The sequence below is a fragment of the Nocardioides korecus genome (assembly GCF_054778395.1).
This window is the reverse complement of the sequence record NZ_BAAGZO010000003.1, coordinates 1-21,157: the sequence shown is the minus strand read 5'-3', so window position 1 is coordinate 21,157 and position 21,157 is coordinate 1. Positions and strand designations below refer to the sequence as shown.

Genomic DNA, 21,157 nt, shown 5'->3' with positions numbered 1-21,157 from the left:
GCCGGGCCGACGGGTGATGGGTGGGGAGCTCGTATGCCCAGTACGAGCTCCCCACCCGGGGATGCCTGGCCGACGTGGGGGTGACGTCGACTCAGGCCACGGACACCGCGCTCCAGGCGCTGGCGACCGTGTTGTACTGCGTGCTGCCCGCGCCGTAGAGGTCCTTGGCGGCGTTCAGCGTGGCGGTGCGAGCACCGCTGTAGTTGGTGTTGCTGGTCATGTAGACGGTCAGCGCGCGGTACCAGATCCGCTGCGCGGCGTCGCGGCCGATGCCGGTCACGGTCGAGCCGTTGCAGGTCGGGCTGTTGTGCGCCACGCCGTTGATCGTCTTGGCCCCGGAGCCCTCGGCGAGCAGGTAGTAGAAGTGGTTGCCGATGCCCGAGGAGTAGTGCACGTCGGCGGTGCCGGCGGTGGGCGACCAGCAGTTCAGCGACTGGCCGTCGGAGGCCGGGTTGTCCATCCGGCGGAATCCCTGGTGCTTGGCGAGGTCGAACTGCTCGCCGATCAGGTAGTCGCCCGGGTCCTTGGGGTTGTTGGCGTAGAACTCGACCATCGTGCCGAAGATGTCGCTGGTGGCCTCGTTGAGGCCGCCGGACTCCCCGGAGTAGGTCAGGCCGGCGGTGTTCTCGGTGACGCCGTGGCTCATCTCGTGGCCGGCGACGTCGAGCGACACCAGCGGGCCGTAGGAGACGCCGTCGCCGTCGCCGTAGGTCATCTTGGTGCCGTCCCAGAAGGCGTTGACGTAGTTCTTGCCGTAGTGGACCCGGTTGTAGGAGCCCTTGCCGGTGCCGAAGATGCCGTCGCGGTTGAAGGTCGACTTGTAGTAGTCCCAGGTCTCGTTCGAGCCGTACTGCGCGTCGGCCCCGGCCGTGGCGCGGTTGCTGTTGAGCCCGTTGCCGAAGGTGGTGGTCGGGCTGGTGATCAGCGTGCCGGCCTTGCAGCCCATGCCGAGGGCCTGGCAGAGCTGGCTGTCCTGGGCGTTCTTCATGTCGGTCGTGTAGGTCCCACCGCGCACGCCGTCGTTCTTGAGCTGGTAGGTGCTGCCCGACTTGGTCACGCTCAGGGGCACCGTGCCGCTGTAGAGCGTGTTGCCGGTGCCGTCGACGTTGACGATCTCCTGCTCGGTGCGCAGGACGCGACCGGTGCCCGCGTCGACGTACGTCGCGAGGCGGCTGGGGGTGCCGTTGTCCTGGGTGCCGCCGGAGACGACCTTCCAGGCCAGCCGGGGCGTGGCACCGAGGGCGTCGACGACCAGCGTCGAGCCGGAGACCTTCGTGCCGGCGACCGCACGGGTGACGCGGCTGGGGGCCAGCGCGGCGGCACCGGCGGCAGCCTTGCTGACCGCCGGGGTGGTCGAGAGCGAGGGCGCCGTGCCCAGGGTCAGGCTGCTGCCCTTCCAGGCACCGTCGCGGGCCTGGTGGACCACCAGGTCGCCGCCGACGACCGGCAGCCCGCGGTAGGTGCGGTGCAGGCGGGTGTGCGTCGTGCCGTCGGCGTCCACGAGGGTGCCGGCGGCGGAGAAGTCCTGGCCGGCGCCGAACCGGCTGGCCGCCCCGTGCGACTCGGCCGCGGCGATCGCGCGGTCGGCGCGGGACCCCGACGGGGCCGCCGTGGCGGTGGGGGTGACGGCGGCGGCGGTCGCCGCGGCCACCGCTGCTGCACTGAGGAGCGTCACGCTCGTGCGCATGTGGATCCTTCACTCTGGGCGGGAGCGGGGACGACCATGCGCCCCCCGGGTCCCCTCCAGCGTGCCCGTCGCAGGCTCCGATGGCACCAGCTCGGCGCCTTCACGGACCTGCGTTGCACGAACGTGCAACGGTGCACGATCGAGCGGGGCGAGCAGCCTCGGCCCTAGAGGTCGAGCAGCTCCTCCAGGCCGACCGTCAGCCCCGGGCGGTCGGAGATCGCGCGCACGGCGCGGAGGACCCCGGGGGCGAAGGACGCGCGGTCCATCGAGTCGTGCCGGATCGTGAGGGTCTCCCCCACGCCGCCGAGCAGCACCTCCTGGTGGGCGACCAGGCCGCGCACGCGCAGGGCGTGGACGGGGACGCCGTCGACGCTGGCGCCACGGGCCCCCTCGAGCGAGGTGGAGGTCGCGTCGGGGGCGGGGTCGAGGCCGGCGTCGCGCCGGGCGGCCGCGACCAGGGACGCCGTGCGCCGTGCGGTGCCCGACGGCGCGTCGGCCTTGTCGGGGTGGTGCAGCTCGACGATCTCGACCGACTCGTAGAAGCGGGCGGCCTCGGCCGCGAACCGCATCATCAGCACGGCCCCGATCGAGAAGTTCGGCGCGACCAGCACCCCGGTCGACGGCGCGTCGGCGAGCCAGCCGCGGAGCGTGTCCAGCCGCTCGTCGTCGAAGCCGGTGGTGCCCACGACCGCGTGGATGCCGTGCTCCACGCAGAACTCCAGGTTGCCCATCACGACGTCGGGGTGGGTGAAGTCCACGACCACCTCGGCGCCGGCCTCGACCAGGGTCTGCAGGTCGTCGCCCGCGTCGACCCGGGCGACGAGCTCGAGGTCGTCCTCGTCCTCCACCGCGGCGCACACGGCGCTCCCGACCTTGCCCAGCGCGCCGAGCACGCCCACCTTGAGAGTCACGGGGCCAGGCTAGTCACCCGCCGGGCCCGCGGCGGCCACCACCTGCGGGCGACGGGTCCTTGCCGTGGTCGTGCGTGTGCCCCTAGCGTCGCCGGATGAAGTCGCGCACGGGTGGCATGTGGTGGGGCACGGCGGTCGAGGTGGCGGACCCGGCGCGGCTGGCCCGGTTCTACTCCGAGCTCCTGGACTGGCCGCTGGTCCACGAGGAGCCCGGCACGGCCGTGCTGGCCTCCGCGCCGCCGGACGCACCCGGGGGTGCGGTCTTCCACGTGTTCATGGCCGTCGAGGACTACGTCCCCCCGACCTGGCCCGGGGTCGAGGGCGCCCAGCGGGCGATGATGCACCTCGACCTCCAGGTCGGCGACCTGGAGGAGGCGACGGCCGAGGCGGTCGCGCTGGGCGCGACGCCGGCCCGGCACCAGCCGCACCCCGACCACCTGCGTGTGCTGCTGGACCCGGCGGGCCGGCCGTTCTGCCTGTGCCTGGAGACCGAGGGCTGAGGGCTGGCGCGCCTCAGGCGGGGCCGACGGTGGCCAGGGTCTGCGGCTGGGTGTAGAGCTCGCGGGCCAGGGCGTGCACGTCCTCGACGGTCACGGCCTCGATCAGGCCCAGGACCTCGTCGACCGAGCGCATCCGCTGCTGGAACAGCGCGGCCTCGCCCAACCGGGTCATCCGCGAGCCGCTGTCCTCCAGGCTCAGCACCAGACCGCCGCGCATCTGGCCCTGGCCGCGGCGGACCTCGTCGGCGTCGAGCCCGTGCTCGGCGACCGCGGCCAGCTCCGAGCGCACGACGGTGAGCAGCTCGTCGGCCTTGCCGGGCAGCGAGCCGGCGGCGACGCCGGTCATGCCGGCGTCGGAGTAGCCCAGGCCGAAGGAGTAGACGGAGTACGCCAGGCCGCGACGCTCGCGCACCTCCTGGAACAGCCGGGAGGACGATCCGCCGCCGAGACCGGCGTTGAGCACGCCGAGGGCGTAGCGGCGGGGGTCCGAGCGGGTCAGGCCCTGGACGCCCAGCACGATGTTGACCTGCTCGAAGGGCCGTGAGGTGCGGGCCTCCCCGGTCAGGAACGTGCGGGGGGCCGCCGCGACGCGGGGCGCGACGGGCTCCTCGTCGTGGTCGAGGAAGCCCCGGCGCCCGAAGGCGCGGGTGGCCCGTCGCACGACGTCGTCGTGGTCCACGTTGCCGGCCACCGCGAGCACCGTGGTGCCCGCGCGGTAGCGGCTGCGGTAGTAGTCGTCGACCTGGTCGCGGGTCAGTGCCCGGATCGAGTCGGCGGTGCCGGCGATCGGGCGGGCCAGCGGGGTGCCGGCCCAGGCCGTCTCGGCGAACAGGTTGTGCACGACGTCGTCGGGGTCGTCGTCGTGCATGGCGATCTCGTCGAGGATCACCTCGCGCTCGGCCTCGACGTCCTCGGGGGTGATCGAGGAGGAGGTGAGCATGTCGCCGAGCACGTCGAGGGCCACGGGGAGGTCCTCGTCGAGCACCCGGGCGTGGTAGCAGGTGTACTCGCGCGCGGTGTAGGCGTTGAACTCCCCGCCGATCTCGTCGAGAGCGGCGGAGATGTCCATCGCCGAGCGGGTCGGGGTGCCCTTGAACAGGAGGTGCTCCAGGAAGTGCGACGCGCCGTTCAGCTCGTCGCTCTCGTCCCGGGACCCCACCTGCACGAACACCCCGACCGCTGCGGAGCGGACCCCGGGCATGTGCTCGGTGACGACGCGCAGACCGCCCGGGAGGACGGTCCGGCGCACGCCGTCGGGAAGCGTGCTCACGCCCGGGGTCGGATCACTCGGAGTCGGACTCGTCGGCCGAGGAGGCCTCGCCGGCCGCCTCGTCGACGACCGGGATCAGCGACAGCTTGCCGCGGTCGTCGATCTCGCCGATCTCGACCTGGAGCTTCTGGCCGACCGAGACGATGTCCTCGACGTTGTCGACCCGCTTGCCACCGGCGAGGGCGCGCAGCTTGCTGATGTGCAGCAGGCCGTCCTTGCCGGGCAGCAGCGAGATGAACGCGCCGAAGTTGGTCGTCTTGACCACGGTGCCGAGGTAGCGCTCGCCGACCTCGGGCATCGTCGGGTTGGCGATGGCGTTGACCGCGGACCGGGCGGCCTCGGCGGCCTCCCCGTTGGTGGCGCCGATGTAGACGGTGCCGTCGTCCTCGATCGACAGGGTCGCGCCCGTGTCGTCCTGGATCTGGTTGATGACCTTGCCCTTGGGCCCGATGACCTCGCCGATCTTGTCCACGGGGACCTTCACGGTGATGATGCGCGGGGCGTGGACCGACATCTCCTCGGGGCCGTCGATGGCCTCGGCCATGACCTCGAGGATGGCCAGGCGCGCGTCGCGGGCCTGGGTCAGCGCACCGGCGAGCACCTCGGCCGGGAGGCCGTCGAGCTTGGTGTCGAGCTGGAGCGCGGTCACGAACTCCTTGGTGCCGGCGACCTTGAAGTCCATGTCGCCGAACGCGTCCTCGGCGCCGAGGATGTCGGTCAGGGCGACGAACTCGTCCTTGCCGTCGACCTGGCCCGAGATCAGGCCCATCGCGATGCCGGCGACGGCCGCACGCAGCGGGACACCGGCCTGGAGCAGCGACAGGGTCGAGGCGCAGACCGAGCCCATCGAGGTGGAGCCGTTGGAGCCCATGGCCTCGGAGAGCTGGCGGATCGCGTAGGGGAACTCCTCGCGGGTGGGCAGCACGGGCAGCAGCGCGCGACGGGCGAGCGCACCGTGGCCGACCTCGCGACGCTTGGGCGAGCCCACGCGGCCGGTCTCACCGGTGGAGAAGGGCGGGAAGACGTACTTGTGCATGTAGCGGCGGTGCTTCTCCGGGGACAGCGTGTCGAGCTGCTGCTCCATCTTGAGCATGTTCAGCGTGGTGACGCCCAGGATCTGGGTCTCGCCGCGCTCGAACAGCGCCGAGCCGTGCACCCGCGGGATGACCTCGACCTCGGCCGAGAGGGTGCGGATGTCGGTCAGGCCGCGACCGTCCATGCGGACCTTGTCGCGCAGGACGCGCTCGCGGACCAGCGACTTGTTCAGCGAGCGGAACGCCGCGCCGATCTCCTTCTCGCGGCCCTCGAACTGGGCCCCGATCTTCTCCAGCAGGTCGGCCTTGACGGCGTCGAGGCGCTCCTCGCGCTCCTGCTTGCCGGCGATGGTCAGCGCGGCGGCGGTGTCGTCCTTCGCGGCCGACTCGACGGCGGCGTACACGTCGTCCTCGTAGTCGAGGAAGATCGGGAAGTCCTGGACCGGCTTGGCGGCCTGCTTGGCCAGCTCGGCCTGGGCCTCGCACAGCTGCTTGATGAAGGGCTTGGCGGCGTCGAGCCCGGTGGCCACGACCTCCTCGGTGGGCGCCTGGGCGCCCCCGCGGACGAGGTCCCAGGTCTGCTCGGTGGCCTCGGCCTCGACCATCATGATGGCGACGTCACCGGTGTCGGTGACGCGACCGGCGACGACCATGTCGAAGGTCGCCTGCTCGAGCTGCTCGTGGGTCGGGAACGCCACCCACTGGTCACCGATGAGGGCGACGCGGGTGCCGCCGACAGGGCCGGAGAACGGCAGGCCGGAGAGCTGGGTGGAGGCGGACGCGGCGTTGATGGCCAGCACGTCGTAGGGCTGGTTGGGGTCCAGCGCCAGGACGGTGATGACGACCTGGACCTCGTTGCGCAGACCCTTCTTGAAGGTCGGGCGCAGCGGGCGGTCGATCAGGCGGCAGGTGAGGATCGCGTCCTCGCCGGGACGACCCTCGGACCGGAAGAACGAGCCGGGGATCTGGCCCACGGCGTACATCCGCTCCTCGACGTCGATCGTCAGGGGGAAGAAGTCGAAGTGGTCCTTGGGGTGCTTCCCGGCCGTGGTGGCCGAGAGCAACATGGTGTCCTCGTCGAGGTACGCCGTGACGGCGCCGGCGGCCTGCCGCGCGAGCAGCCCGGTCTCGAACTTGACGGTGCGCTGGCCGAACGTCCCGTTGTCCAGCACCGTCTCGACGGCAATGACCTCAGGGGTGGCGATGTTGTCAGACAAGAGTGGTTGTCCCTCTCGTTGCGGAGACGATCCGCGACCCGCATCTTCCAGCCGATCTTCGATCGAGGCGCTTCGAGTCCCTCGTGGGGCTCGAACCGCCACTACCGAGGACCGGGGCGTGGCTCGCGGACCGTTCCTGGTGTGGGTGGTGAATGGAGTTGTGTCTAGCAGAACGGCCCACCCCGGAGGGTGAGCCGTTCGGGTGTCAGCGGCGCAGGCCGAGGCGCGAGACGATCGAGCGGTAGCGCTCGATGTCGGTGCTGCTCAGGTAGTTCAGCAGCCGGCGGCGCTGGCCCACGAGCAGCAGCAGACCACGACGGCTGTGGTGGTCGTGCTTGTGCTGCTTGAGGTGGTCGGTGAGGTGGGAGATCCGGTGGCTGAGGAGCGCGATCTGCACCTCGGGGGAACCGGTGTCGCCCTCGCCGACGGCGTACTCGGCGATGATCTTCTTCTTGGTCTCTGCGTCGGTACCGATGGACACGGTCAGCTGCCTTCTCTCTCGTGGTCGTTGCGCGGCGCGCCGGGGCCTGTTCACCCGGGCACTCTGGTTCCGCGGCCGTCATGACGGCGTCGTCGCCCGTGACGGGCAACCCCCCGAGGCTACCAGCGCGCCGCCCGCACACCGAATCGCCGGGACGCGGACCCTCTCTGTCGGGGTCAGGCTCCCAGCAGGCGCTCCAGCAGCAGGGGTACGGCGTCCACCCCGGTCACCTCGCCGATCCGGGCACCGCTGGTGCGGGCCAGGTGGTGGGCCTCGTCGCAGTCCTCGGCCGGCGCCAGGATCACCAGCTCGTCCAGGCTCGCCGCCGTGGCGGTCGGGTCGACCTCGTCGGTGGAGCGGCAGTCCGAGAGCAGCACGGTCACGCGGCGCGCGGCCCGCGAGCGGGCCAGCTGGGCGTGGGCCTCCTCCAGGGCGGCCGTCACCGAGGTCATGCCGTGCCCGCGCAGGGCCAGGACGTCGGTGACCACCTCGACCGGGTCGCGCGAGCCGCCCAGCGGGCTGACCACCTCGGCGTGGCGGGCGAAGGCGACCAGCGCGTGCTCGCCGGGCGAGCGCAGCAGGCAGGCGGCCGCGGTCACCGCCGCGGTAGCCAGCCGGGTCCCCGACATCGAGCCCGACCGGTCCACGACCAGGCACAGCGCCAGCTCGGGGCGGCCCCAGTCGCGGGCGGTGAGCTCGTCGAGGGCGGGGTGGCGGCCCTCGCCGCGGGAGGCCGCGACCGCCTCCATCGAGGCGTCGAGGTCCAGCTCGCCGCCGAGGTGGGCCGGCACCGCCCGCGGACGCCCGATCCCGCGCCGCCGGGCGGTACCGGCGCGCACCCGGTCCAGGACCAGCTGAGGGACCAGGCGCCGCACCTGCCGCCGGAGCTCCTCGTCGGTGGCCGAGGACATCGACACCAGCAGCGGCAGCACGTCGTCCGGGTCGTCCTCGAGCGCCTGCTGGACCGCGGCCAGGTCGAGCTCGCCGACCTCGGGCGAGAGCTCGGCGAAGCGGGGGTGCTTGTCCAGCTGGGCCCGCCCGGTGGTCGGCGCGTTGGTCGACCGCGGACGCGAGCGCTGGTCCTTCGGGGGCGCTGTCGTGTCTCGGCCGCCCGCCCCGGGGGGCGGCCTCAGCGTTCCCCCGGCGACCCCACCTCGCCGTCGCGGTCGCGGCCCGGGTCGTCGGGGTCGTCGGTGGGCTCGGGGCCGAAGACGTCCTCGTAGAGGCCGGTGACGACCTCCTCGGGGGTGCGCCGGCACGACTCGTGCAGCTTGATCCGACCGGTCAGGGCGGCGTGGGCGGCGACCAGACCGGTGCGCCAGTGGTCGATCGGCACCCCGCGCATCGCGCTGAGCTGGCTGCCCAGGGCGACCAGGTCGAGCGCGCCCCGCACCGAGGACCCGACCCGGACGTCGGGGTGGTCACGGGTGGAGCGCACGAGCTCCACGACCTGCGCCCGCCAGGCGGGGTCGACCTCGACAGCGCGGCCCGCGACGATCGCCTGCTCGGCGTCGAGGGACTGGTAGCCCATCGCGATCCGGCAGGTGCGGTCGTAGAGCGCCGAGGAGATCCGGGCCGTGCCGACGGCGTCGTAGGGGTTCATCGCCGCGACCAGGGCGAACCCCTGGTCCGCGACCACCCGGCCGAGCCGGGGCACGGTGATCTCGCCCTCGGACATCACGGTGAGCAGGACGTTGAGGGTCTCCTCGGGGATCCGGTTGAGCTCCTCGACGTAGAGCAGCCCGCCGGCCCGCATGGCCTCCAGCAGCGGCCCGTCGACGAAGATGTCGGGCCGGTAGCCCTTGGCCAGGACCAGCGCCGGGTCGAAGTGCCCGACCAGGCGGGCCGGGGTCAGCTCGGCGTTGCCCTCGACCAGCACGAAGTCGACGTGGCGACCCGAGGCGACCTGGCGCAGCAGCGTGGACTTGCCGGTGCCGGGCGGCCCCTCGAGGACCACGTGGGCCCCGCTGCGCAGGGCGGCCTCGAGCAGCTCGGCCTCCAGCTCGCGGTCGACGACGGGGGGCACGCTCGACCGGGTCGAACCGGTCGGCGCACCCCCCTGACGGGTGTCGGTCACGCGTGCTCGTGGACGACCACGCCGCGCACGTTCTTGCCGGCCAGCAGGTCGTCGTACCCCTCCTGCACCTCGTCGAGGGTGTAGGTGCGGGTGATGATCTCGTCGAGCTTGAGGTCGCCGGACTGGTAGAGCCCGAGGATCTTGGGGATGTCGGTGGTGGGGTTGCAGTCACCGAACAGGCTGCCCTTGAGGGACTTGCGGTAGAGGGTCATCACGGTGCCGGGGAGCTGGATGTTGGGCTCCATCACCTTGTTCAGGCCGGTCAGCACGACCACGCCGCCCTTGCCGACGGCGTTGAAGCCGCCCGCGACGATCTCCGAGGTCATCAGGCCCGGGGTGAGGATCGCGGAGTCCGCCATCTGGCCGCGGGTCAGGTCGGTGATCGCCTCCTGGGCCTCCTCGACGGTGGCGAAGGCGTGGGTGGCGCCCAGCTCCATCGCCTTCTCGCGCTTGTTCTCCAGCGGGTCGACGGCCACGACGTACTTCGCCCCGGCGTAGCGCGCGCCCTGCACCGCGTTGATGCCGATGCCGCCGACGCCGGAGACCATGACGGTCTGGCCGGGACGCACGTTGGCGGTGTTGACCGCCGAGCCCCAGCCGGTCGGGACGCCGCAGCCCACGAGGACCGCCTTCTCCAGCGGCAGGTCGTCGTCGACCGGGACGCAGGAGTTCTGGTGGATGACGCCGTACTGGCTGAAGGTGCCGAGCATGCACATGGCGCCGTAGTCGCCGCGCTTGCCCTTGTAGGGGAAGTGCTCGCCGGGCAGGTAGCCCTCGAGGATCGTGGCGCCCATGTCGCAGATCGACTGCTGGCCCGAGGCGCAGTAGCGGCAGGTGCCGCAGTTGGGGATGAAGGAGCAGACCACGTGGTCACCGACCTTGACGCGGGTGACGCCGGGGCCGACCTCCTCGATGATGCCCGCGCCCTCGTGGCCCAGGACCATCGGCAACCGGGCCTCGAGGTCGCCGTGGGCGACGTGGACGTCGGAGTGGCACAGACCGGCGTGGGTGTAGCGGATCAGCACCTCCCCAGCCTGGGGCTTGTCGAGCTCGAGCTCCTCGATCTCGATGGGTTTGCCGGCCTCGACGACGACGGCGGCGCGAGTCTTCATGGGTCCTCCTGGGAGTGGGCGGGACTGCCACCGGCGTGGTTCCGGGATGTGACGCGGACCACACCGACGTGTGACACCACAATGACGACACGGACGAGTCTTGTCGAGAGCCAGGCCCACCGGAGCGTGGCAGGATCTCGCCATGGCCGACACCGAGACCCGACTGACGGCGTGCAACCTGTGCGAGGCGATGTGCGGCCTGGTCCTCACCCTGGAGCGGGGCCCCGAGGGCACCCGGGTCACCGACGTGCGCGGCAACCCCGACGACCCGCTGTCGCGCGGGCACGTCTGCCCCAAGGGCGTGGCCATCGCCGACGTGTGGGCCGACCCCGACCGCCTGACCAGGCCCGTGCGCCGGGTCGGCAGCGGGCCGGACGCGACCTGGGAGGAGATCTCCTGGGACGAGGCGCTCGACCTCGCCGCCGACGGGCTGGCCCGGGTCGCGGCCGAGCACGGTCGCGACGCGGTCGCGGTCTACCTGGGCAACCCCAACGTCCACTCGCTGGGCTCGATGACCCACGGCACCCGGCTGGTCAAGACCCTGCGCACGCGCAACACCTACAGCGCCACCTCGGTCGACCAGCTCCCCGCGCAGCTGATGGCCTGGCAGCTCTACGGCCACCAGCTGCTGATCCCGGTCCCCGACCTGGACCGCACCGACTTCTTCCTGGTCGTCGGGGCCAACCCGATGGCCTCCAACGGCTCGCTGATGACCGTGCCCGACTTCCCCGCCCGCCGCCGCGAGCTGCGGGCCCGGGGCGGTCGGATGGTCGTGCTCGACCCGCGCCGCACCGAGACCGCCCGGATCGCCGACGAGCACCACTTCGTGCGTCCCGGGTCCGACGCGGCCGTGCTGCTCGCGATGGTGCACGTGATCCTCGCCGAGGACCTCGCCACTCCCCCGGCGTACGTCCGCGACCTCGAGGCGGTCCGCGCGGCGGTGGCCGACCTGACCCCCGAGCGGGCGGCCGAGGCCTCCGGCATCGACGCGGAGGAGATCCGCCGGCTGGCCCGCGAGCTCGCGGCCGCCGACCGCGCCGCGGTCTACGGCCGGATGGGCCTGTCCACGCAGGGCTTCGGGACGCTGGGCCAGTGGGCGGTGCACCTGCTCAACGCGCTCACCGGCAACCTCGACCGCGAGGGCGGCGTGATGTTCACCGAGCCCGCCATCGACCTGATCGGGCGCGGCCTCGTCGGCCGCGGCCACTTCGGACGCTGGCACAGCCGCGTGCGCGGCCTGCCGGAGTTCGGCGGCGAGCTCCCGGTCAGCGCGCTGCGCGAGGAGATCACCACCCCGGGCGAGGGCCAGGTGCGCGCGATGGTGACCATCGCGGGCAACCCCGTGCTCTCCACGCCCGACGGCGCCGGGCTGAGCGCGGCGATGGCCGACCTGGAGCACGTCGTGGCGATCGACCTCTACCTCAACGAGACCACCCGGCACGCCACCGTCGTGCTGCCGCCGGCCTCGGCGCTGGAGCGCGACCACTACGACCTGGTCTTCCACGCCCTGGCGGTGCGCAACACCGCCCGCTTCTCCCCCGCCGTGGTGCCCAAGCCCGAGGGCTCCCGCCACGACTGGGAGATCTTCCGCGACCTGGCGCTGCGGCTCGCGGCCCGGCGCCCTGCTCCCGTCTCCGGCGGCGGTGCCGTGGCCGGCGCACGCCGACGGGCGCGGCGCGCCGTGGCCGATCTCACCGACCGGGCAGCGCTCTCCGCCAGCCCGACGGTGCTGGTCGGCGCGCTGCTGCTGGCCGGCCGCAAGACCACGCTGGGGGCCCTGCGTCGGCACCCCGAGGGCGTCGACCTCGGCCCGCTGCGGCCGGTGCTGCCCGGTCGGCTGCGCACCCGCAACGGCCTGGTCCACCTGGCGCCCGAGCTGGTGGTCGCCGACCTGGCCCGGCTGCACGCCTGGCTCGACGAGCCGGCCCCGAGCGGTGACGAGCTGCTGCTGATCGGCCGCCGGCACCAGCGCACCAACAACTCCTGGATGCACAACACCCCGCGCCTGACCCGCGGCAAGGCTCGGCACCAGCTGCTGATGCACCCCGACGACGCCGCCTCGCGCGGCGTCGAGGACGGCGCCCGCGTGCGGGTCGCCTCCCGGGTGGGCGAGGTCGTCACCGAGGTGGTCACCACCGCCGACGTGATGCCGGGGGTGGTCTCGCTGCCCCACGGCTACGGCCACCAGGTCGACGGGGAGCGGGTCGACGGGACCCGCACGCAGGCGGCGAGCCGGGTCCCAGGCGTCTCGATCAACGACCTCACCGACCCCGAGCGCCTCGACATGTCGGGCAACGCGGCCTTCAGCGGGGTCCCGGTGACGGTGCTGCCCGCGTGAGTCCGCGCGACCCCGGACTCACCGTCCTCGCCGACCTCCCCGAGCACCGTCGTCACCTGCTCGAGCGCCGGCTGGAGCGCTGGCTGCCCGACCTCGACGAGGCCCTGGCGCTGCTCTACCCCGACACCGGCCCGGTGCGCGAGCGGCTCGTCGACCTGGCCTGCCGGGCCTTCGCGGACCGGTCCGAGGAGCTGCACGACCTCGACCTGCGCCGCTCGCTGGCCCCGGACTGGTTCCAGCGCCCCGAGACGATCGGCTACGCGGCCTACGCCGAGCGTTTCGCCGGCGACCTGCGCGCGGTGGCCGACCGGTCGGCGTACCTCCAGGAGCTGGGGGTGCGCTACCTGCACCTGATGCCGCTGCTGACCCCGCGCGAGGGCCCCGACGACGGCGGGTACGCCGTGGCCGACCACCGCACCGTGCGCGCGGACCTGGGGACGACCGAGGACCTCCGAGCGCTGACCGCCACGCTGAGGTCGTGCGGGATCAGCCTGTGCCTGGACCTCGTCCTGAACCACGTCGCCCGCGAGCACGAGTGGGCCCGGCGGGCGCGCGCCGGCGAGGCGGCGTACCGCGACTACTTCCTGGTCTTCGGTGACCGCGAGCTGCCCGACGCCTACGAGGCCACGATGCCCGAGGTGTTCCCCGACCTCGCGCCCGGCAGCTTCACCCACGACGAGGAGCTGGACGGCTGGGTCTGGACGACGTTCAACCACTTCCAGTGGGACGTGAACTTCGCCAACCCCGCGGTCCTGGTGGAGTACGCCGACCTGGTGCTGACCCTGGCCAACCACGGCGTCGAGGTCCTGCGTCTGGACGCGATCGCGTTCACCTGGAAGCGGCTGGGGACCACGAGCCAGAACCAGCCCGAGGTGCACGCCCTGACCCAGGCGCTGCGCACCGTGGCCCGGATCGCGGCCCCGGCGCTGCTGCTCAAGGCCGAGGCCATCGTCGGGCCCCAGGACCTGCTCGCCTACCTGGGGCAGGGCCGGCACCACGGCAAGGTCAGCGACCTGGCCTACCACAACTCGCTGATGGTGCAGACGTGGTCGATGCTGGCCAGCCGCGACGTGCGCCTGGCGACGCGGGCGCTCCAGCAGCTCGGGACCCCACCGAGCACGACGGCGTGGATCACCTACGTGCGCTGCCACGACGACATCGGCTGGGCGATCGACGACGCCGACGCCGCCGCGGTGGGCCTCGACGGGCCCGCCCACCGCGCCTTCCTCTCCGACTTCTACTCCGGCGCCTTCCCGGGCTCCTGGGCCCGCGGGCTGGTGTTCGGGGAGAACCCCCGCACCGGGGACCGGCGGATCTCCGGCACCACCGCGGCCCTGGCCGGGCTCGAGGCCGGCGACCCGCACGGCGCCGCGCGGGTGCGGCTCGCCCACGCGGTCGCGCTCGGGTTCGGCGGGCTGCCCGTGCTGTGGTCCGGCGACGAGCTGGGGATGGGCAACGACCCCGACTGGGCCGCCGAGCCGGGCCACGCCGAGGACAACCGGTGGGCGCACCGGCCGCGGCTGCCGCGACCGCTGCCGCCGGACACCCACGGGGTGGGCGCCGACCTGCGGCACCTGCTCGGCGTACGTCGCACGCTGCCGCACCTGCACGCGAGCGTGCCGGCCGAGGTGCTCGACCCCCGCGACGACGGGGTGCTGCTGGTGGCACGACGGCACCCGCTGGGCGCCTTCCTGATGGCCTGCAACGTGACCGACCGCGAGGCCCACGTGCCGGGCGAGGTGCTGCGCTCGCTCGGACTGGACCTCGCGGACGTGGTCGACCACCTCACCGGCGAGTCCCCGGCGTACGGCCAGACCTGGCAGTACGCCGTGTCCCTGGCGCCGTACCAGACCGCGTGGCTGACCGCGCGCGGGTAGTCCCTGACGATCTGGCTGGACGAAGCGGACACGAGACCCCCACTTCGTCAGGGACCACCCCGCCGACCTCGGACCTCAGAGGACCCCGGCGCCCTGGAGCACCAGCAGGATCCCGAAGATCGCGAACAACGTGGCGGCGCCGTACTTGATCGCCTTCTCGGGCAGCTTCGTGGCCATCGCGGCGCCGACGACGATCGCGAGGGCGTCGGCCAGCACCATCCCCACGGTGCTGCCGATCCAGGTGCCGAGCCAGCCCTCCTGGGTGGCCAGGGTGATGGTGGCGAGCATGGTCTTGTCGCCGAGCTCGGCGAGGAAGAACGCGACGCCGACCGCGACCAGGGCGGTGCGGGTGGCCGACCGGGCCTTGTCGGCCTCGGCCTCGGTGAGCTCGTCGCCGCGCAGGGTCCACAGCGCGAAGCCGAGGAACGCGACGCCGGCGACGACGGAGATCACGCCCTGGTACTCCGCGAACGAGGTGCCGATCAGCGCCCCGATCCCGACCGAGAACAGGTGGACCACGGCGGTCGCCACGGTGATGCCGATCAGGACGTCACGGGCGCGGTAGCGGGCGGCGAACGTCATCGCCATGAGCTGGGACTTGTCGCCGAGCTCGGCGACGAAGATGACGGCGGTGCTGAGCAGGAACGCGGACACGATGGGTCCTCCTTCGTCGGACGCCTCACGACGAAGAAGGACGACGTCCCCTCGACCGCGGGACGCCATGGGGATGGGTCACTGGGTCGAGAGTCTCGTCCGCCGACCGGAGCCGGCCCGCTGCACCGGAGGCCCCGGGGGTCTTCGGACCCGGGGACTCAGCATGTCGACGCAGCGATCGGGGACTACTCCCTCTCGTGCTCCCACCCTAGCGGACGGGGAGGCGTGCCTCCCTGGAGCGGCAGGGCAGAATGGTGGCATGCTCGACGATGCCGAGATCGCGGCGCTGACCCCTCAGGAGCGGCGCGACCTGATCGTGCGGCTGTCCCGCCCCGCCGACGAGATCGTGCACCCCCGCGCCCAGCGCGCCCGCGAGCTGTGGGTCGGGGCGCTCGCGCTGGGTGCCGGCGCCCTGGCGCTGTGGATCGTCTTCCTGGTCCTGACGCTGCCGCGGGAGTACAAGGCCCGCAACTGGGACCTGACCTGGACCGGCTTCGACCTGCTGCTCCTCACCATGGTCGTCTCGACGGCCGTGCTGGCCTACCGCCGTCGCCAGGTGGTGGCGCTGAGCGGGTTCGCGACGGCGATGCTGCTGGTCTGCGACGCCTGGTTCGACGTGGTCACCGCCCACGGCCACGACCGGTTGTACTCCGTGCTCAGCGCGGTGGTCGTGGAGATCCCGACGGCCGCGGCGCTGGTCTTCGTGTCGTTCCGGGTCCTGCGGCTCGCGGCGATCCGCAACTGGGCGATCCCGACGTCGGGTCGCGTGTGGGACATCAAGATCCCGCTGCCGAGCGGCGAGGACCCGGCCGTGCGACGCACGCGCCGCCAGCGCGAGGACACCTCGATCGGCACGGCCCCCTAGGACAGGAGCCGGCGGGTGCGCTCCACGTCGTCGGCCATCTGCACCAGCAGCGGCTCGACGCCCTCGTAGGCCACCATCCCCCGGATGCGCGCCTCGAAGGTCACCTCGACCTCGCAGCCGTAGAGCTCGAGGTCGGTGCGGTCCAGCACGTAGGCCTCGACCCGGCGCTCGCGCTCCCCGGCGAAGGTCGGGTTGGTGCCGACGCTGATCGCGGCGGGCCAGGCCTCCCCACCCGCACCGGCGCCCTGGCGCACGCGGACCCGTCCGGCGTAGACGCCGTCGGCCGGGGCGGCCAGGCCCGTGACGGGCACGTTGGCCGTCGGGTAGCCCAGCTCGCGGCCGCGCTGGTCCCCCTGCACGACCACCCCGACGACGGAGAACGGACGCCCCAGCGCCTCGGCGGCACCCTCGACGTCGCCGGCGGCCAGGCAGGTGCGGACGTACGTCGAGGACCACACCTGCGGCCCGCCGTCGAGGTCGATCCCCTCGGCGAGGAAGTCCGCCTCCCGGCCGGCTGCGGTCAGGAAGGCGACGTCGCCGGCGGCTCGGGCTCCGAAGCGGAAGTTGGCGCCGACGACGACCCCGCGGGCGTGGAGACCCTCCACCAGGACCCGGTCGACGAACTCCTGGGGCGTCCAGGCGGCGACCTCGCGGGAGAAGGGCACGACCAGCACGTCGTCGACACCGGCGGCCGCGAGCAGCTCGCACCGGCGCTCGGGGGTGGTCAGCATCGTGGGGGCGTGCTCGGGACGCAGCACCGCCATCGGGTGCGGGTCGAAGGTCACGGCCACGACGGGCAGGCGCTCCCCGGGGGTCTCGGCCGCGAGGTGGTCGGCGAGCTCACGCGCCCGGCGCACGACGTGCTGGTGACCCAGGTGGACGCCGTCGAAGTTGCCCACGACGGTGACGGTGCGTCCGAGGTCGTCGGGCACCTCGTCGAGGGATCGCCAGGTTCGCACGGTCGAAGACTCCCACACGGTCGGTCACGCACCGGCGCGGGTCACCCCCCGGAGCGTCCCTCGAGGGCCTCGGGCGGGCCCCGGGCGGACCTCGGGCGGACCCCGAACCGGCCGCGGGGTCAGACGAAGACGGCGACGGCCTTGGCCAGCGGTCCGGACTGCTCGTAGAGCGCGAGGAACTCCCCGTCGGGGGCGAACACCGCCACCGGGGGTCCCCCCGCGGCGACCCCGGCCTCCGCGGCCAGGTCGCGCTCGAGCCGGCGCCCGAACCGGACGTCGGTCGCCGCCGCCTCGTCGAGGTCGACGCAGGCGAAGGTCTCGCGGGCCGCCACGGCGATCGGGACCAGGGCGACGTCGTCGGCCAGCTGCTCCAGGGTGCGGGCGCGGTCGAGGCCGAAGGCGCCGACGGCCGTGCGGCGCAGGGCCGTCAGGTGACCCCCCACCCCCAGGGCGGAGCCCAGGTCGCGGGCGATCGCCCGGATGTAGGTGCCGCTCGAGCAGTGCACGACGACGTCCACGTCCGGACCCCGCACCTCGCGGACCTCCAGGGCGCTGATCCGGACCCGGCGCGACGCGAGCTCGACCTCCTCGCCCGCCCGCACCCGCTCGTAGGCGCGGCGGCCGTCGACCTTGATGGCCGACACGGTCGAGGGGATCTGGTCGATCTCGCCCACGAAGGCGGCCAGCGCGTCGCGCACCTGCTGCTCGGTGACCTCCGCGACCGAGGCGGTCGCGACGACCTCGCCCTCGGCGTCGTCGGTCGTGGTGCTCTGCCCCAGCCGGATCGTGGCCTCGTAGACCTTGTCGGTGACCAGGAGGTGGCCGAGCAGGCGGGTCGCCCGCTCGACGCCCAGCACCAGGACACCGGTCGCCATCGGGTCCAGGGTGCCTGCGTGCCCGACCTTGCGGGTGCCGGCCAGCCGCCGCACCCGGGAGACGACGTCGTGGGAGGTCAGCCCGCCGGGCTTGTCGACGACGACCAGCCCGCTGGGCACGCCCGTGGAGCGGGGGGCTCCGCTCACGCGGGGTCGGCCTGCTCGTCGGCCTCGTCGGACTCGTCGGGGATCTCGCGAGGCTTCTTGTAGGGGTCGGCCTCGCCGGCGTACGCCGCGGTGCCGTCGGTCGGGCCCTTCGCCGCGTCGGCGGCGCGGACCCGCTCGAGCAGGTCGTCGATCTGGCGGGCGGTCTCGGGCAGCGCGTCGTGCACGAACTCCAGGGTCGGCACGTGCCGCATCCCCAGCTGCTTGCCGACCTCGGAGCGGATCAGGCCCTTGGCCGAAGCCAGCGCGGCAGCGGTGCCGTCGAGGTCCGCGGCGTCGTGCTGGCCGGTCGAGCCCAGGACGGTGTAGAACACGGTGGCCTGCTGGGCGTCACCGGAGACGCGGACGTCGGTGATGGTGACGAAGCCCAGGCGCGGGTCCTTGACGCGGCGCTCGAGCATCTCGGCGACGATCACCTGGATCCGGTCGGCGATCTTGCGGACACGGGGACTGGGCATCGCGGGGTCTCACTTCTGCGTCGGTGGAGCGGTGGTCCGAGCGGGCCCGGTCGTGCTGGGCCGGCTCGGGTGGGACAGGAGCCTGGGTGGAACGGGAGCGGGGGGCGCCGGCGACCGCCGACGCCCCCCACCACGCACGGCCTCAGGCCCGCGGGATCTCCTTCATCTCGAAGGCCTCGACGATGTCGCCCTCCTTGATGTCGTTGAAGCCGCGCAGGACCAGACCGCACTCGAAGCCCTCGCGGACCTCGGACGCGTCGTCCTTCTCGCGCTTGAGCGAGGCCAGGTCGAGGTTGTCCGCCACGACCGACCCGTCACGGATCAGGCGCACCTTGGCGTTGCGTCGCAGGACACCGGCGGTGACCATGCAGCCTGCGATGTTGCCGATCTTGGAGCTGCGGAAGATCGCACGGATCTCCGCCTGGCCCAGGGTCGACTCCTCGTACTCCGGCTTGAGCAGGCCCTTGAGCGCCGCCTCGATCTCCTCGATGGCCTGGTAGATCACCGAGTAGTAGCGGATCTCGACGCCCTCGCGGTCGGCCATCTCGGTCGCCTTGCCCTGGGGGCGGACGTTGAACCCGATGATGATCGCGTCGGAGGCCGCGGCCAGGTCGACGTTGGTCTCGGTGATCGCACCGACACCGCGGTCGATGACGCGCAGCGACACCTCGTCGCCCACGTCGATCGCGGCCAGCGAGTCCTCGAGGGCCTCGACCGAACCGGACACGTCGCCCTTGAGGATCAGGTTGAGCTCCTGGCTCTTGCCCTTCTCCATCGAGGCCATGAAGTCCTCGAGGCTGCGGCGCACGCGACGCTTGGCCTGCATGGCCGCCCGCTCGCGGGCCTCGCGCTTCTCGGCGATCTGGCGGGCCATCCGGTCGTCCTCGACCACGATGAAGTTCTGACCCGCACCGGGGACACCGGAGAGGCCGAGCACCATGGCGGGACGCGAGGGGTAGGCCTCCTCGATGTTGTCGCCGTGCTCGTCGAGCATCGCCCGGACGCGGCCGTGGGCCGGTCCGGCCACGATCGAGTCACCGACGCGCAGCGTGCCGCGCTGGACCAGGATCGTGGCGACGGGGCCGCGGCCACGGTCGAGGTGGGCCTCGACGACCAGGCCCTGGGCGTCCTGCTCGGGGTTGGCGCGCAGGTCCAGCGAGGCGTCCGCGGTCAGCACGACGGCCTCGAGCAGGTTGTCGAGGTTGAGCTGCTCCCGGGCGGAGACGTCGACGAACATGGTGTCGCCGCCGTACTCCTCGGGGACCAGGCCGTACTCGCTGAGCTGGCCACGCACCTTGGTGGGGTCGGCGGCCGGGACGTCGATCTTGTTGACCGCGACCACGATCGGCACGTTGGCGGCCTTCGCGTGGTTGAGCGCCTCGACCGTCTGCGGCATGACGCCGTCGTCGGCCGCGACCACGAGGATCGCGATGTCGGTCGCCTGGGCACCACGGGCACGCATGGCGGTGAACGCCTCGTGACCGGGGGTGTCGATGAGGGTGATGTACCGCTCGTCCCCGTCGACCTCGGCCGCGACCTGGTAGGCACCGATGTGCTGGGTGATGCCACCGGCCTCCTTGTCGACGACGTTGGCGCTGCGCAGCGCGTCGAGCAGCTTGGTCTTTCCGTGGTCGACGTGACCCATGACGGTGACGACGGGGGGCCGCGCCTCCAGCATGTCGTCGTCGCCCTCGTCGGAGCCGAACTGCACGTCGAAGGAGTCGAGCAGCTCGCGGTCCTCGTCCTCGGGGGAGACGACCTGCACGACGTAGTTCAGCTCGTCGCCGATCAGCTGCAGGGTGTCCTCGTTGACCGACTCGGTCGCGGTGACCATCTCACCGAGGTGGAACAGCATCTGCACGAGCGAGGCCGCGTCGACGCCGATCTTCTCGGCGAAGTCGGTCAGCGAGGCACCGCGGGCCAGGCGCACGGTCTCGCCGTCGCCCTTGCGGACCCGCACGCCGCCGATGGTCGGGGCCTGCATGGCCTCGAACTCCTGACGACGGGCGCGCTTGCTCTTGCGACCGCGGCGCGAGGGCCCGCCGGGACGACCGAAGGCGCCCTGCGTGGTGCCGCGCTGGCCGGGACGGCCACGACCCGGACCGCCGGGACGGCCACCCGTGGGGGGACCACCGAGGCCACCACCGGGAGGGGCGTTGAAGCCGCCGCCGCGCGGCGCTCCGCCGCGGGCGGGGGCGCCGCCACGCGCACCGGGGCCACCGGGACCACCGGGGCGGGCACCGGGACCGCCGGGACGACCGCCGCCGGGGCTGAAGGCCGACGGGGACTTCGGCATCATCGCCGGGTTGGGGCGCGGCATGCCGTCGCGGGAGGCCGGCGGACGGGGCGGGCGCTGGTCGCTGCTCGTGCCGCCACCGGCGGGCGCACCGGCGCCACCGGGCTGCGGGGCCGAGGGACGACGGCCCATCCCCTGGGTCGAGGAGAACGGGTTGTTGCCCGGGCGCGGTGCGCCGGGACGGGCCGGGCGCGGACCGGGCTTGAAGCCCGAGCCGCCGGACGGCGACGCGGACGCGGCCGGGGCCTCGTCCTGGGGGGCCTCGGGCTGGCGCGGGCCGGGACGGGCCGCGGTGTCCTGACCGGACGGGCGCGCCGACTCGGCGGCCGGGGCCGACCGCTCGGGCTGCTCCGTCGGCTCGGGCTCGGCCGGGGCGGCCTG

Annotated in this window: 16 protein-coding genes and 1 pseudogene; 4 read left to right on the top strand and 13 right to left on the bottom strand. The window is 73.1% G+C overall.

What is annotated here, in order from left to right:
• Positions 1–91: 91 nt before the first annotated feature.
• On the bottom strand, positions 92–1,687 hold the full coding sequence (locus ACYVDA_RS06330) for a M4 family metallopeptidase (RefSeq protein ID WP_460816180.1): 1,596 nt from the start codon (positions 1,685–1,687) through the stop codon (positions 92–94).
• A gap of 164 nt (positions 1,688–1,851) precedes the next feature.
• Positions 1,852–2,598, bottom strand: coding sequence for a 4-hydroxy-tetrahydrodipicolinate reductase (gene dapB / locus ACYVDA_RS06325; protein ID WP_460816178.1), 747 nt, complete (start codon positions 2,596–2,598; stop codon positions 1,852–1,854).
• Between the two features lie 95 nt (positions 2,599–2,693).
• On the opposite strand from dapB, the gene ACYVDA_RS06320 reads away from it, so the two are divergent.
• Entirely contained in the window at positions 2,694–3,098 is a 405-nt protein-coding gene (locus tag ACYVDA_RS06320) for a VOC family protein (RefSeq protein ID WP_460816176.1), read from the top strand.
• Between the two features lie 13 nt (positions 3,099–3,111).
• On the opposite strand, the gene ACYVDA_RS06315 is transcribed toward ACYVDA_RS06320, so the two are convergent.
• From ACYVDA_RS06315 to ACYVDA_RS06290, 6 genes are all read right to left on the bottom strand, one after another.
• Complete coding sequence (locus ACYVDA_RS06315; protein ID WP_460816174.1) at positions 3,112–4,368, bottom strand: M16 family metallopeptidase; 1,257 nt, start codon at positions 4,366–4,368, stop codon at positions 3,112–3,114.
• Between the two features lie 13 nt (positions 4,369–4,381).
• Entirely contained in the window at positions 4,382–6,619 is a 2,238-nt protein-coding gene (locus ACYVDA_RS06310) for a polyribonucleotide nucleotidyltransferase (RefSeq protein ID WP_460816171.1), read from the bottom strand.
• Positions 6,620–6,824: 205 nt separating this feature from the next.
• The gene (rpsO, locus tag ACYVDA_RS06305) at positions 6,825–7,100 is read right to left on the bottom strand and encodes a 30S ribosomal protein S15 (protein WP_460816169.1); all 276 of its coding nucleotides are present in this window, start codon (positions 7,098–7,100) and stop codon (positions 6,825–6,827) included.
• Between the two features lie 176 nt (positions 7,101–7,276).
• A complete protein-coding gene (locus tag ACYVDA_RS06300) occupies positions 7,277–8,032 on the bottom strand; it encodes a vWA domain-containing protein (protein WP_460816166.1) in 756 nt (251 codons plus the stop codon).
• A gap of 197 nt (positions 8,033–8,229) precedes the next feature.
• Entirely contained in the window at positions 8,230–9,177 is a 948-nt protein-coding gene (locus ACYVDA_RS06295; RefSeq protein ID WP_460816164.1) for an AAA family ATPase, read from the bottom strand.
• Positions 9,174–10,289 carry an NDMA-dependent alcohol dehydrogenase gene (locus ACYVDA_RS06290; protein WP_460816161.1) on the bottom strand — a complete coding sequence of 372 codons (1,116 nt, stop codon included), beginning with the start codon at positions 10,287–10,289 and terminating at the stop codon, positions 9,174–9,176. The genes ACYVDA_RS06295 and ACYVDA_RS06290 overlap by 4 nt, the downstream gene beginning before the upstream one ends.
• A gap of 142 nt (positions 10,290–10,431) precedes the next feature.
• Between ACYVDA_RS06290 and ACYVDA_RS06285 the strand changes: the two genes are divergently transcribed.
• Together ACYVDA_RS06285 and ACYVDA_RS06280 are read left to right on the top strand one after the other, a co-directional pair.
• The gene (locus ACYVDA_RS06285; RefSeq protein WP_460816159.1) at positions 10,432–12,627 is read left to right on the top strand and encodes a molybdopterin-dependent oxidoreductase; all 2,196 of its coding nucleotides are present in this window, start codon (positions 10,432–10,434) and stop codon (positions 12,625–12,627) included.
• Positions 12,624–14,504: an alpha-amylase family glycosyl hydrolase gene (locus ACYVDA_RS06280; RefSeq protein ID WP_460816157.1), complete on the top strand. Its 1,881-nt coding sequence runs from the start codon at positions 12,624–12,626 to the stop codon at positions 14,502–14,504. The genes ACYVDA_RS06285 and ACYVDA_RS06280 overlap by 4 nt, the downstream gene beginning before the upstream one ends.
• A gap of 75 nt (positions 14,505–14,579) precedes the next feature.
• Here ACYVDA_RS06280 and ACYVDA_RS06275 read toward each other — a convergent pair whose 3' ends face one another.
• Entirely contained in the window at positions 14,580–15,158 is a 579-nt protein-coding gene (locus ACYVDA_RS06275; protein WP_460816154.1) for a TMEM165/GDT1 family protein, read from the bottom strand.
• Between the two features lie 259 nt (positions 15,159–15,417).
• Here ACYVDA_RS06275 and ACYVDA_RS06270 point away from each other — a divergent pair, with 259 nt between their 5' ends.
• Positions 15,418–16,023 carry a hypothetical protein gene (locus ACYVDA_RS06270; protein WP_460816152.1) on the top strand — a complete coding sequence of 202 codons (606 nt, stop codon included), beginning with the start codon at positions 15,418–15,420 and terminating at the stop codon, positions 16,021–16,023.
• Here the strand turns inward: ACYVDA_RS06270 and ACYVDA_RS06265 are convergent.
• From ACYVDA_RS06265 to infB, 4 genes and pseudogenes are all read right to left on the bottom strand, one after another.
• The gene (locus tag ACYVDA_RS06265; protein WP_460816150.1) at positions 16,020–16,982 is read right to left on the bottom strand and encodes a bifunctional riboflavin kinase/FAD synthetase; all 963 of its coding nucleotides are present in this window, start codon (positions 16,980–16,982) and stop codon (positions 16,020–16,022) included. The genes ACYVDA_RS06270 and ACYVDA_RS06265 overlap by 4 nt on opposite strands.
• A gap of 119 nt (positions 16,983–17,101) precedes the next feature.
• On the bottom strand, positions 17,102–18,004 hold the full coding sequence (gene truB / locus ACYVDA_RS06260) for a tRNA pseudouridine(55) synthase TruB (RefSeq protein WP_460816148.1): 903 nt from the start codon (positions 18,002–18,004) through the stop codon (positions 17,102–17,104).
• A complete protein-coding gene (gene rbfA, locus ACYVDA_RS06255; protein ID WP_460816146.1) occupies positions 18,001–18,480 on the bottom strand; it encodes a 30S ribosome-binding factor RbfA in 480 nt (159 codons plus the stop codon). The genes truB and rbfA overlap by 4 nt, the downstream gene beginning before the upstream one ends.
• Before the next feature lie 142 nt (positions 18,481–18,622).
• Positions 18,623–21,157 (bottom strand): annotated as a pseudogene (infB, locus tag ACYVDA_RS06250) (translation initiation factor IF-2); the annotation flags it as partial.